The following is a 13854-nucleotide window of genomic DNA, read 5'->3' on the forward strand; positions in this document are numbered from 1 at the left end:
CCATCGACGAACGGTCGAAGACCGGAAGAGAGGAGCTTCTCACTGTCAGCTCCGCTCGCGGAGTAGTTCCTCGCCGTACCGCCAATGTGACGATGTTCAAGGCGGAGTCCTATGCTGGTCACAAGTTGTGTTGGCCCGGAGACTTGGTCATCAACAGTCTCTGGGCCTGGGCCGGCGGATTGGGCGTGTCCCAGCATCATGGAATCATCAGCACGGCCTACAGCGTGTATCGAAGCCGTCCATCAGCGCAAATCAATCCTCGCTTTCTGCATGAGCTGGTCCGTTCATCACGGTTTCACTGGGAACTGCAGGTCAGATCCAAAGGTGTCTGGATTTCCCGTCTACAGCTGACGGATACAGCGTTTCTTGACGCACCAATCCCGCTTCCCCCCTCCCCGACGAGCAGGCGGCGATTGTGCGGTTTCTGGACTGGGCGAACGGGCGGCTGGAGCGGGCGATCCGCGCGAAGCGGAAGGTGATCGCGCTGCTCAACGAACAGAAGCAGGCCATCATCCACCGCGCCGTCACCCGCGGCCTCGACCCCTCCGTCCCCCTCAAACCCTCCGGCATCCTCTGGCTCGGCGACATTCCGCAGCATTGGGAGGTGCGAAGGTTGAAACACTGTATCTCGCCCATCGAACAGGGCTGGTCTCCTCAGTGCGATGCGCAGCCCGCGAGTGGGGACGAATGGGGCGTGCTCAAAGTTGGGTGCGTCAACAAGGAGGTCTTCTCACCAGCGCAGAACAAGAAGCTGCCTTCATCGCTTCAACCTGACCACAGCCTGGAAGTCCGAGATGGTGATATTCTGGTAAGCCGAGCGAACACACGCGAGCTTCTCGGACTTGCGGCCGTTGCTGAGAATCCTCCCCCAAGGCGAATCCTATGCGACAAACTCTTCCGTTTTCGTGCGGTAGGAGACTCTTTCAACGCGAAGTTCCTCGTGCTTGCGCTTCGCGCGAAACCCTGTCGTGAGCAGATCGAGAGCAGCACAAACGGGGCAAGTAGTTCCATGCAGAACATTGGACAAGGCGTCCTGAAGAACTTGTGGGTCTGGATGCCCCCTGTTCCTGAACAGGAGTGCATCGTCGCGGACATTGCCGTCGCGACCCAGCCGGCAAACGTCGCCATCTTCCGCATGGAACGCGAGATCGAACTCCTCCGCGAATACCGCACCCGCCTCGTCGCCGATGTGGTAACAGGGAAGCTCGACGTCCGCGAGGCCGCCGCGGAGCTCCCCGACGAAGCTCCGCTCGACGCCACTGATGACGTAGCCGCCTTGGACGGCGAGATCGTCGACGCCGCCGATGAGGAGGCAGGGGTCGAGTGAACGACCAAGACCTCGTGGCGCTGGTCGACCGCCTGCGCGCACTCCCCGCCGAAACCGAGTGGCTGGAGTTCAAGCGCAACTATGCCGAGCCTCAAGACATCGGCGAGTACCTGTCGGCGCTCTCAAACGAGGCGTGCCTGCGCAGTCAGCCCCGGGGTTACCTCGTCTACGGAGTCGAGGATGGCACACACGAGGTCGTGGGCACACAGTTCGATCCGTACACCGCCAAGGCCAAGGGGAACCAGGACCTGCTTCCCTGGCTGGGAGCCTACCTGCAACCCAATCCCGGCGTTGATGTCCACGTCGTAGACCACCCCGCGGGGCTCGTGGTGATCCTGGCCGTCGGGCCGTCGCGGGACCGACCGACCACGTTCTTCGGCAAGGGATTTTGCCGAGCCGGCACGAGCAAGACCGAGTTGAACAAGCATCCGGAGAAAGAGCGCGCCCTGTGGACGCGTGGCGACGACTGGTCGGCGGAAGTGTGTCCGCGAGCGACCCTCGCCGACCTCGATCCTGAAGCGATCGCCAAGGCGCGAGAACAATTCCTGATCAAGCACCCGGCCCAGGCCGACGACCTACCACGCTGGGATGATCTCACCTTCCTGAGCAAGGCACGGCTCCTCCGCGGTGGTGAAGTGACGAACACCGCGGTACTGCTCCTTGGCCGCCCCGAGGCGGCGACCCTGCTCGCCCCGGCCGTGGCGAAAATCTCGTGGATTCTGAAAGACGCAGAGAACGGTGAGCTGGACTACGAGCACCTCGGCCCACCATTCCTGCTCGCCGGCGATCGACTGCTACGGCGGCTGCGTAACCTGACCGTGCGGGCGCTGCCGAGCGGGACTCTGTTCCCTCAGGAGCTGACGCAATACGACCCCTGGGTGCTCCGCGAGGCGATCCACAACAGCATTGCGCACCAGGATTACCGCCGCCACGCGCGGGTCGCGGTGGTCGAATTCCCAGATCGTGTGCTGGTCACCAACGCAGGCGCCTTTTTGCCGGGCAGCGTGGAGACCGTGATCGCGCAGGACGCACCGCAATTGCACTACCGCAACCCCTTCCTCGCCGACGCCATGGTCGAGCTGAACATGATCGACACGCAGGGGGGCGGCATCAAGCGGATGTTCGAAACGCAGCGCCGGCGGTCGTTCCCGCTGCCTGACTACGACCTCGAGACCGAAGGCCAGGTCAGCGTGAGCATCTCGGGGCGAATCCTGGACGAGCGTTACACCAGGCTGCTGATGGAGCAGCCCGGGCTGACACTGCCGCAGGTCATGCTGCTCGACCGGGTGCAGAAGGGTCGGCCCATCGAGCGCGATGAGCACAAGCGGCTCAAGGCGGCAGGCCTGGTCGAGGGCCGGTATCCGAACGTGATTGTCTCGGGGACCGTGGCCAAGGCGACCGGAGACGTGGCCCGGCACATCCGAGATCGCGGCCTCGACAAGCGCTACTACCTGGACCTGATCCTGGCGCTCTTGAATCAGCATGGACCGGTGGGGCGCCGGGAGGTGGATGAGCTCCTCCTTCCGAAGCTGCCGGATCGCCTGTCCCCGATGCAGAAGCGTCGCAGGGTGCACAACTTGCTTCAGGAGCTTCGGCGAAGCGGCCAGGTTGCGAACCTGGGTAGCCGGACGGATCCCAAGTGGGTCAAGGCAGACCCTTCATCAGGTAAGACTTAGTCGATGCCAAACCAATTGCGCGTGGCAACACAATCCGCGTAAGTACCGTCATACCAATGCGTTAGCCCTTTGCTAACGGCCCGAATCAAGTTGACGTTTTAGCAAAGGTTTTAGTAAAGGGAGCTGGCAAAGCCGGACCATACCACCTGTCACTTTCGTTGGCGCCAGGAGCCGCAATCCGTGACAACCGACACCAGCGAGAAGGGCCTCGAAACGCTGATCATGCGGCACATGACCGGCACCGACGGCCTTGGCGCTGTCCGCGGGCGAGTCGCTGAGCGGCCGCCTCCCTACGGGGGCACGGGCTACACCGCCGGCAGCCCGCAGGACTACGACCGCGCGCATGCGATCGACGTGCCGCAGCTCTTCGCCTTCCTGGAAGTGACCCAGCCGGAGGCGTTCAAGAAGCTGGCTCTGGCGAACGCGAACGACCCGAAGGACATCAACCGTCTCAAGTTCCTCGCCCGCCTCTCCGGCGAGGTCGGCAAACGCGGCGTGATCGACGTCCTGCGGAAGGGCGTGGGCCACGGACCGGTACACTTCGACCTCTTCTACGGCACGCCGTCGCCGGGAAACGCCAGGGCGGAGAAGCTGCACTCCGAGAACCGCTTCTCGATCACGCGGCAGCTCGCCTACAGCATGGACGAGACGCGCCGCGCGCTCGACCTCTGCCTGTTCATCAACGGCCTGCCCATCGCCACGTTCGAGCTCAAGAACTCCCTCACCAAGCAGACCGTCGAGGACGCCGTCCAGCAGTACAAGCGCGACCGCGACCCGCGCGAACGGCTGTTCGAGTTCGGACGCTGCGTGGTTCACTTCGCCGTGGACGACAGCGAAGTGCGGATGTGCACCGAGCTGCGCGGCAAGAGCTCCTGGTTCCTGCCGTTCAACAAGGGGCACAACGACGGCGCGGGCAACCCGCCCAACCCGAACGGCCTCAAGACCGACTACCTCTGGAAGGAGGCGCTGACTCCGGCGGGGCTCACGAACATCCTCGAGAACTACGCACAGATCGTCGAGGAGAAGGATCCGAAGACCGGAAAGAAGAAGCGCAAGCAGGTGTGGCCGCGGTACCACCAATTGAGCCTGGTGCGGCAGACCCTGGACCACGTACGCGCTCACGGCGCGGGCAAGCGCTACCTGATCCAGCACTCGGCGGGTAGCGGCAAGTCGAACTCCATCGCCTGGCTCGCGCACCAGCTCATCGGCCTGAAGCGTGACGAGAAGGAGATCTTCGACTCGGTCATCGTGGTCACCGACCGGCGCCTGCTCGACCACCAGATCCAGACGACCATCAAGCAGTTCATGCAGGTGGGCGCGACCGTGGGCCACGCCGAGCGATCTGGCGACCTGCGCCGCTTCATCGAGGAAGGGAAGAAGATCATCGTCTCGACGGTGCAGAAGTTTCCCGTCATCCTCGACGAGATCGCGACCGAGGGCGGCAAGACCTTCGCCATCGTCATCGACGAGGCGCACTCCAGCCAGGGCGGCAAGACCACGGCCGCCATGAGCCAGGCGCTCGGCGCTCCCGCAGACGACGACGAGGGACCCGACCCCGAGGACACCGTGAACGCCGCCCTTGAGAAGCGCATGGCGGCGCGCAAGATGCTGACCAACGCCAGCTACTTCGCGTTCACCGCCACGCCCAAGAACAAGACCCTGGAGATGTTCGGCGAGCCGCTGCCGCCCGATGCTGAGGGCAAGGTGAGGCACCAGCCATTCCACAGCTACACGATGAAACAGGCAGTCGAGGAAGGTTTTATCCTCGACGTGCTCAAGGCGTACACGCCGGTGGAGAGCTACTACAAGCTGGTCAAGAAGACCGAGGACGACCCGGAGTTCGACACCAAACGGGCGCAGAAGAAGCTCCGCCGATACGTGGAAAGCCATGACCACGCGATCCGGCTCAAGGCCGAGATCATGGTGGACCATTTTCACGAGCAGGTGCTGGCGACCGGGAAGATCGGCGGGCAGGCACGGGCAATGGTCGTCACCAGCGGCATCGAGCGCGCGATCCAGTACTTCCATGCGTTCAAGGCGTACCTGGTGGAGCGGAAAAGCCCGTACCAGGCCATCGTCGCCTTCTCCGGCGAGCACGAATACGGCGGAGCCAAGGTCACCGAGGCCTCGCTCAACGGATTCCCTAGCGGCGATATCGCCGAGGAGATCCAGGCCGATCCATATCGGTTCCTGATCTGCGCCGACAAGTTCCAGACAGGCTACGACGAGCCACTGCTGCACACGATGTACGTCGACAAGGCGCTCTCGGGCATCAAGGCGGTGCAGACGCTCTCTCGTCTCAACCGCGCGCACCCCCAGAAGCACGACTGCTTTGTGCTCGACTTCCAGAACAACAGCGAGCCGATCACCTTCGCCTTCCAGGACTACTACCGGACGACGCTGCTCGCCGAGGAGACCGACCCGAACAAGCTGCACGACCTCAAGGCGGCGCTCGATGCGGCCCAGGTGTATTCACCGGAACAGGTGCAGCAGTTGGTAGAGTTGTTCCTCGGCGGCGCGGACCGCGACAAGCTGGACCCGATCCTCGATGCCTGCGTGTCGGTCTACGAGCAAAGGCTCGACGAGGACGGCCAAGTGGACTTCAAGGGCAAGGCCAAGGTGTTCTGTCGCACCTACGCCTTTCTCTCGTCGCTGATCCCGTACAACAACGCTGAATGGGAAAAGCTCTCGATCTTCCTGAATCTGCTCACCCCCAAGCTGCCGGCGCCGAAGGAGGAGGACCTCGCCAAGGGGATCCTCGAGGCCATCGACATGGACAGCTACCGCGTCGAGAAGAAGGCGGCCATGAAGATCGCTTTGGCCGACGCTGACGCCGAGATCGAGCCCGTGCCGACGGACGGGGGTGGACGAAAGCCCGAGCCCGAGATGGATCGCTTGAGCAACATCCTGAAGTCGTTCAACGAGCAGTTCGGCACCCTGTTCACCGACACTGATCGGGTGACGAAACGCATCCGGGAGGACATCGCGCCGAAGGTCGCCGCCGATCCGGCCTACCAGAACGCGAAGGAGAACACGCCCCACACGGCGCGGATGGCGCACGATCAGGCGTTGGCGAGGATCATGCAGCACCTCTTGAAGGACGATACGCAGGTCTACAAGCAGTACGTCGAGAACGACTCGTTCAAGCGGTTTGTGGGCGATATGGTGTATGCGATCACCAACGCATAGCGTGCGCTGAGGCGCTTCTGATCCAGCGTACAGTCAACGACGACCGTGAAGGCCCGGAATGGTCCCCCGCCGCCCAACGTGCCGCGGGCCAAGCTCATGCTCCAGTGTTCGTAGGTGCGGGTCGGCACGGCGCGGGGTTTGTGACGAGTCTGAATGTCGCCATCCCCAGCTGTTGGCCGTGGGTCAGGCGCTCGACTGCCTTCGACGTGACGACACCGCGCTCAGTCAGGGCGTCCCAGCCGTCAGTAACCACTTTACCGGCAGGGAACCACAGGAGCCAACTGCGGCTCCCCCCGAGCGACTGACGTCAGATACACCACACGAGTAATTCGGGTTGGTGAGTTCACGAATGCCGTCCGTTGCCGTCCATACGAAGGGTCGCTCGCCAGGATCGACGGCCCCGTGACTGTGACCAACCACCACGCCTGTCTCACTCAGCGCAATCGACCGCGAATAGCCGATCGAGCAGCAATCCACCATGCCGAGGTCGATCGGAGGACCACTAACTGGCCACAGAACGGCGTGAGTGTCACCGAAGTACCGAGCGTCCTCACCTACGATCAGTCCGCCATCACTGATGCGTGCACCCATTCCGGAGTAGTCGGCAGAAAGTAGTCGCCATCGAGTGGAGTCGAGCAGCGGGACCAGGCGGATGCCGGAGCGCTCATTCCAGACGAAACTGCCGAGAAACCTGTTGAACTTGCTACCAATGACATCGCCGGAAGAGTTCACACCCGTTGCAACTGGTGTCTTCCTCCCCAGCAAACGGGTTAGGTCGCGGACGCCGCTGCCACGATTCCACACGAAAGCAGTCTGCCCACCGCTCAGATCCGCCATGGCCCCCACCACCCAGCCATGCTCGCTGAGGTCGCTCGCGCGACTCCAGCCGCCGTAGGGAGACCGCAACAGCCGCAATCCCTCCGAAGCACCCCAAAGGAACGCCTGCTGGCTTGACATCGTCCCGGCAATCTGCAGGCGCTCATTGATTCCGGCCACCGCCCCGCAAAACCCAAGCTCGCGCGGTAACCCATGCGGATCCCACAGCACGACGCTGCATCCGCCCGCCGCGTAGGCGACGGTGCCAGCGATGTACCCTGCGTCAGTAATGGCAGCTGCGTGTCCACTCGAGGCACCGACAGGCAAGCTGAGGTACTCCAGAGTGCCTGCGTGGCTGTCTTGAGCATTTGTTGTTGCCATCCCCGGGCCGGGTGCAATCATCCTGCTCGCATCAGGTACGGCGCACCCGGAGACAAAGAGAATCGCACCCACTGAAAACCACGCTCTTGAGTTTCTCACGATCTGATCCTCCGGGTGTACCTTTGAAGTGTTAGGTGCATGATGCCTCAGGAGTGCGTTGCCGAGGGGGCCTAGACGGCTCACCCCACGTTCGTGTCGGCTCCGCACCGTATGCGCGACATTGCGCAGCGCCCCAACGTGCTGTTTAGGCGAGTCACGTGAATGGGCAGGCTATGGAAAGCTGCAGGTCAATGCGTAGGCTGGGCTGACCCCAGGTGTCTTGAACTGGTTGGTGGTGTAGAAGGCAAGGGCTTGCCCGTTCTTGACGATGATCGGAGGCCGTGAGGCGTAGGGGTTTCGCGCTGAAAGGCTGGAATACGCGCTTCCATACTGGCCGTACTTGTTGTTGGTCGACGTGCTGGAGTACTGGCTTCCGTAGTTGCCGAACTGATTGAGCACGGACTGGCTATCAAAGCGATTGGTGAAGCGACCGAGGTATTGACCATCGTCACCTACAAGCGATGCACCGGCGATGGCGCTGCATACCGACGACGAAGGGGCGACGACCGTGACGACAACCGACGCCGACTTTCCTTCGACCGACGCACCAATTACTGCACTCCCTGCCACAAGCCCCGTGATCACAGCTGTATCCCCAAACACGCTGCCGTCGACAACATTGAGGTCTGTCGACGTCCACGCTACGGACCGACCCGAGAGAACATTTCCAGCGGCGTCCTTCGCCGTCGCGATCACGACGCGCACCTCGCCCGCCGCCATGGTGATTGCAGAAGCACTCAGCGTGATTGACGCCACGGGCGTGGCAGTCACGGTGACTGATGCCGTGCCACTGCGCCCACCCGACGTCGCGGAGATGGTTGCGGTACCGGCGCCGACCGCCGTCATCTGTCCTGACTGGAGTACCGTAACGGCGGCAGGATTCGATGAGGACCACGTGACCGCCTGATTCGTTAGAATGTTCAGCGCAGCATCACGGACCGTCGCAGTGAGCGTGGCCGTCTGTCCCAGCGTCAGGGTCATACTTGAGGGGCTGACGGTCACCGAGGCGGGGGTTGCCGCGAGGACCGTGAGCTGCAAGGACCCGACCTTCCCTTCGCTCGTTGCTGTGACGATGGCGACTCCCGCACTCACGGCAGTCACAAGGCCCGTCGGCGAGACCGTGGCAATGGCGCTGGTGCTGGTGGCCCAAGACACAGGTCGATCCGCGAGGGTCGCTCCTCCGACATCGCGGACTGTGGCATTGAGCTGAGTAGTGCCTCCAACCGTCAGGGTAGTCTGAGCGGAGCTGACGGTCACCGTGGCGACCGCTTGAGGCACCACGGCAACTGCTGCGGCCCCGGTGACTCCCTCGCTTGTAGCAGTAATCGTTGCGGTACCAGGCGCTACTCCGGTTACTGCCCCAGTTGCTGAAACCGTCGCGATCGCCTGATTGGAGGTCGCCCATGTGATCGTGCGGCCGGAGAGAGAATTCCCGGCTGCATCGCGAAGTGCCGCTGACGCCTGCGCCGTTCCGCCTGGCGATATCGCGGCGGCGGCAAGGGTCACCTGCACGCTGGCGACGGGCGGTGGCGTGACAGTGGCTGCGACCGACCCTGATATCCCCTCGCTTGTAGCGATGATGAGGGTAGTTCCGGTCGCGATTCCAGTCACCAGTCCCCCACTGGTGACCGTCGCCACAGCCGGATTTGAGGAGGACCAACTGAAGACCCGGGCTGCTAGCGTGTTCCCACTTGCGTCTTTAGCGGTTGCTAGTGCCTGTGCCGTCGTTCCGACCACGATCGACAAGCTGGCCAGTGTCACCTGCACCGAGGCAACGGGCGGTGGTGTGACGGTCACCGTGGTAGATCCCGAGACTCCCTCGCTCGTCGCAGTGATGACGGAACTGCCTGGGACGAGGCCAGTGATCAGCCCCGTACTACTCACCGTCGCGACCGCCTGATTGGATGAGCTCCACGTCACTGAGCGGGCGCTAAGGGCGTTGCCCGCGGCGTCACGCAAGGTCGCCGAGGCCTGGATTGACGCCCCTACGATGATGCTTGCGTTAGTCAGACTCACCTGCACCACAGATACAGGGGCCGGTCCTGGTGGCGGGGCGGTGCTACCTGAGCCGTCCCCACCTCCACCGCATGCCGCTACAGATAGCAGTAAGATACTGCCGAACCTTCGCATCGTCCGCTCCTCCCGAGTAAGCCCTGCCTTGCAGGGTCAAGCAACGTGTGTGGTGCAACCCGCAAGAGGTAGCGCGTTCTGTGCGGGGTCAGACGGCATCAGGCAAGTGCTTCCATCCTACGCCGGTAGCCGCACAGACGGCCTGCCAAGTGGTGACGCCGAGGAGGCCCTGACCGATGCGTGTGCGCTCACTTGCATCGCGGTGTGGCAGGCTGTCTGCGATCATCTCGAGCGCCCCTTGCCTCTCCCACTCTCTCTTCCAGTGCTCGGAGGGTTCGGTAGCGTCGGCGCCGCCGGATCCTTCAACAATTAGTAACCCAAGCACTTCCTTTTGTGGAAAGCGGTCAAGAGCCGCGTCCATATGCCGGAGGAGCTGACTGCGACGCCGCATCCAGGTCGTTTGCGTGGTACACGACGCCTCTGTGCGCTTTCCCTCGATGCAAAGCACACCAGTCTGCCACTCAAGAAGCGCATCGGGTCGTGAAGGGCCTTCAAGCACGAACCAACGTCGCCCACGCTCTCCAGCGCGAAGGCTGCGTAGCGCCTCAGCGACAGCCTCGGGGTCCCTCTGTGCAAGTTTCTGTCGGCATCGATGTGCCGCTGTGTCTGGCCCCTTCACGACGAGGCTGGGATCAAGATGGCGTACCAGGTACTCCAGCAGCTGCGGAGGCGCCGGAAGACTGACCTCATTTCTTCCCCAACGCTGACCGTGCTCCGGCACCAGCCTCAACGCGTCTGGTTGCGCTGGAGATCTGCCGCCCAGTGCCAACAGTGCGCGCAACCATCCATCGCCGCGCGGGTCTCGGCGAAGAAGCTCATCGAACAACGGGGCCACTCGAGTGAGCGACGAGTCCCATTTTCCCATGCTAGGTGCCCTTGTATGAAGGCCCGGGATCTGCCGCTCCCAATCCACAGGCCTCGCGGCGCGGGATGCGCAGGTGGGCCGGAACATTGGCGGCGAGTTTCCGCAGCTCCGTGACGGGGAAAGACAGCAAGTCTTTGCCTATTCCCTTCCTGTGAGCGTATCGCTCCTGAATCCGGGCGCCTGGCCCGTTGTACACTTCTGTGAAGGTCCCATCAGGTGATAGCTGGAGGCCGAGGTAGAGGTCAGGAACCGAGCGCATGGTGAGATGCTGCTTGAACGTCGCCTTTATTTGCACGTTGCGGCCATCGCGGGTCATGGCGTCGTGGATGGGTCTAGACACTTGGTCGAGCTCAAGGTCGTATTCCATCGCGCCGATCACCTCTCCGACGTCGCCGACCAAACGCCCATCAATCGTGAAGGCGCGATGCGGGAATGTCTTGGTGAGGCGCTCAATTCCCGCAAAGATGTCCTGCAGCGCGGCAGCAATCTCGGAGTGCGACATGAATGGCAGGCCTTGTCTTCCTATTTGTAGACCGTTGTGGATCTACAGGGTGGACGTTATCCCGCTTTGCACCGGTCAGGAAGAGCCCGCAGACTCGCCGCGCACACCACACCCTCTTTGGAGGCGAGTCGCGTGGTCCGACGAGGTTTGCCCAGTTCGCCCGACCGGCCGGTCACCATCGGTGTGCGCCGTGACGGCGGCGTCACCCCCCAGTTAGCGCGACGGACAAGCCCGCGTGCGCCGCAAGGTTGGGCGGCCGGGAGCCCGGCTATACCGGGGACGAGGCTGAAGAGTTCAGAGACATGGGAGCAGGTGACGGGCGCAATGTTGGCCCGGCGATTGTGCACCCACGCTACGCGGCGATAGCTGGGGTGACTCCTGGCACCACCGCTCGCCTCCACGGCCAGCGACAATGACCGCATGAAGCTCTGTCCGATCTGGAATGCGCGCGTCAGGTCGTCCCACTCCCCGGCCCCTTCCTCCACCCATCCAACACCCGCTGCTGCTCCCGCGCCGTCAACTCCGACAACAGGCGCCCCCCAAACTCCGCCGGCAGCTCCGGCAACCCCCCGAACTTCCGACGGTACCACGCCTCAATCTTCTTCCAACGCCGCTCCCGCCGCTCCGCCTTCCGGCTCGCCTGAACCGGCTCCGGATACCGCTCCCGCAGACGCGCAAGCCGCCGCTCACGCTCCTCCACCGGCACCAGCGTCGCCTCCCACCGCCGCTTCCCCTCGGCGCTCGCGTCATACGGCTCCGGGATCACCACCGCCCGCTCCGGCAGGCTCTCTAATAGTCGTCGCGCCAGGTCGCGCCGCTCATCCTCGCTGAGCGTCGTGAAGTCAAAGTCGGCGGTCACCGACACCCGTAACCGACGCGTGTCGCTCGGCGACCAGCTCCGCTCGCCGCCCAGCGCCACCCCCATTTGCGACGCCTTGTTCCGCACCGACTTGGGCGATCGCGAAAGCGCGCGCGCGATCCCGCTGGTCACCACCCCGTCCCTGGCCAGCCGGACCAGCTCCTCCATCTCCTCGCGCGTCCAGAACTGATGGCTGCGCCTGCCAATACGCACACGACTCGGCGCCATCCTTAAGGGTCTCCGCTGCGGGATGCGAGGAATACGACGTCCGTTTGTAACGGTTTCACTGGTGGGGCTCCCACGGGACTGTCCCGTCTTCCTTTAAGGGTAGGAGCACTGAACTCCGGGCGATACCGCTCCATACGCCGCCCCTCCGCGCCCGCCCGACCAGGCGCCCCCGTTCCCGCCCAGCCCCACCCGACCGGAATCCCCCGCGTTCCGCCGCGACGACGACCCGGCGCGCCGCGACGACGGCAAGACTCGACGCGACGATCGCTGGTCCGGCCGCGACAACGCCTGACCTGGCCGCGAAGGTCGCGAGTCACGACCGAACGACGCCTGGCCCGGCCACGACGACAGCTGGACCAGACAGGACGACGACAAGCCAGGCCGCGACAACGCCCGGCCCGAACGCGACGACAGCAAGTCACGCCGCAACGACGACAAGCCGGGCCACGACGACGCCCGACCCGCACGCGCCGACGACAAGTCGCGCCGCGACGACGCCTGGCCCAAACGCGACGACGCCTGACCCCGAACGCGACAACGGCAAGTCACGCCGCGACGACGCCTGGCCCAAACGAGACGACGCCTGACCCGGGCAAGACGACGCCGAGTCACGACGCAACGACGACAAACCCGGCCACGACGACGGCCGACCCGCACGCACCGACGACAAGTCACGCCGCGACGACGCCTGTCCCTGACGAGACGACGCCTGACCCGAGCGAGACAACGACAGGCACAACCGAAACGACGACCAACCCACACCTCAACACCATCGACCACCCATGACCATCACCACCCACCCCAAACGCGCGAGCCACCTGCCGCGCGCTCCGCCCCCACACGGGGGCCACCAGCCCACAAGCAGCAACCCGCACCCAGCATCACCGCCTCACCCTGGGGCGGTGCTCACATCCATATGGAGAACCCCTGTTATGAAGTCCGATCGCAAGCAGGTCCTGTTCACGCTCCGCCGCGTCCACGACTTCCTCAACGCGGAGGCGCGCCCCGAACCCCTCGCCACCCCCATTCGCGACCTGGCCGGCGTCATCGGCCGGCTCGAGACCTTTGGAGCGCGGCAGGAGGAACACCACCGCCGGATGCAGCTCCTCACCACGCAGCTGAAAGCGCAGGGGCGCCGCGTCCGCGGTGTGCACATGAGGGCGATCATCCTGGCCGCCCGCGCGATCCTGCCGCGCGAAAGCCAGGACGCCATCGCCCTGGAACACGCCGCTCGCCTCCCGCGCTACAAGGCGGACTACGAGCAGATCGTCCTCGCGGCGCGCGGTGTCGCAGCCACCACGGAGCCCTACCGTGACCAACTCGCGGCTGCGGGACTCGGCCCCGACTTCCTCACCAACCTCCTCGCCGCCGCCGACGCCCTCGTCGCCCTCGTCGGCGCACGCGCCCTCGAACTCGAGCGGCGCATGGCGGCCACCGAGGGGGTGGAAACCGAGGCGCGGCGCGGGGTCGCCCTCACCCGCTTCCTCGACGTCCTCGTGCGCCCGACGCTGGACGGCAATCCGTCACGCCTCGTCGAATGGGAGCGGGTCATCCGCCGCGCCCGTCCGCCGCAGGCCGCGGAACTCCCCGTGGCTCCCGGAGGTGAGTCCGCCCGGGCCGCGTAACGCGGCATGACGGCGTGGCATCGTGGGGAGGTGGCGCCGCCTCCCCACATGTCGCGCGTTGCCAACGACACCCGGGGGTGAGACCGGCCATGATACCGACGACGCCCTTGCTTCCCCGAATCCGGAGACCGGCCCTTCCCAGCTCGCCGATCGCCTT

8 protein-coding genes are annotated in these 13854 nt (G+C 64.2%); 4 read left to right on the top strand and 4 right to left on the bottom strand.

Going from position 1 to position 13854, the window contains the following annotated elements; genetic code table 11:
• Window positions 1-415: 415 nt before the first annotated feature.
• The 3 genes from IPK85_05580 to IPK85_05590 all read left to right on the top strand — a co-directional run bounded on the left by IPK85_05580 (window position 416) and on the right by IPK85_05590 (window position 6192).
• Window positions 416-1327, top strand: a complete 912-nt coding sequence (locus IPK85_05580; GenBank protein ID MBK8246854.1) for a hypothetical protein — start codon at window positions 416-418, stop codon at window positions 1325-1327.
• Window positions 1324-3003 carry a putative DNA binding domain-containing protein gene (locus tag IPK85_05585; GenBank protein MBK8246855.1) on the top strand — a complete coding sequence of 560 codons (1680 nt, stop codon included), beginning with the start codon at window positions 1324-1326 and terminating at the stop codon, window positions 3001-3003. Before IPK85_05580 ends, IPK85_05585 begins: the two co-directional genes overlap by 4 nt.
• A 180-nt stretch (window positions 3004-3183) precedes the next feature.
• On the top strand, window positions 3184-6192 hold the full coding sequence (locus IPK85_05590; protein MBK8246856.1) for a type I restriction endonuclease subunit R: 3009 nt from the start codon (window positions 3184-3186) through the stop codon (window positions 6190-6192).
• Window positions 6193-6417: 225 nt separating this feature from the next.
• Here IPK85_05590 and IPK85_05595 read toward each other — a convergent pair whose 3' ends face one another.
• From IPK85_05595 to IPK85_05610, 4 genes are all read right to left on the bottom strand, one after another.
• Window positions 6418-7410 carry a hypothetical protein gene (locus tag IPK85_05595; GenBank protein ID MBK8246857.1) on the bottom strand — a complete coding sequence of 331 codons (993 nt, stop codon included), beginning with the start codon at window positions 7408-7410 and terminating at the stop codon, window positions 6418-6420.
• 249 nt (window positions 7411-7659) lie between these two features.
• The gene (locus IPK85_05600; protein MBK8246858.1) at window positions 7660-9504 is read right to left on the bottom strand and encodes an Ig-like domain-containing protein; all 1845 of its coding nucleotides are present in this window, start codon (window positions 9502-9504) and stop codon (window positions 7660-7662) included.
• Window positions 9505-10484: 980 nt separating this feature from the next.
• Complete coding sequence (locus tag IPK85_05605) at window positions 10485-10985, bottom strand: hypothetical protein (GenBank protein ID MBK8246859.1); 501 nt, start codon at window positions 10983-10985, stop codon at window positions 10485-10487.
• 451 nt (window positions 10986-11436) lie between these two features.
• Window positions 11437-12072 carry a hypothetical protein gene (locus IPK85_05610; protein MBK8246860.1) on the bottom strand — a complete coding sequence of 212 codons (636 nt, stop codon included), beginning with the start codon at window positions 12070-12072 and terminating at the stop codon, window positions 11437-11439.
• Between the two features lie 932 nt (window positions 12073-13004).
• On the opposite strand from IPK85_05610, the gene IPK85_05615 reads away from it, so the two are divergent.
• Entirely contained in the window at window positions 13005-13697 is a 693-nt protein-coding gene (locus IPK85_05615) for a hypothetical protein (GenBank protein MBK8246861.1), read from the top strand.
• Window positions 13698-13854: the final 157 nt, after the last annotated feature.

The organism is Gemmatimonadota bacterium, assembly GCA_016712265.1.
Lineage (GTDB): Bacteria > Gemmatimonadota > Gemmatimonadetes > Gemmatimonadales > Gemmatimonadaceae > RBC101.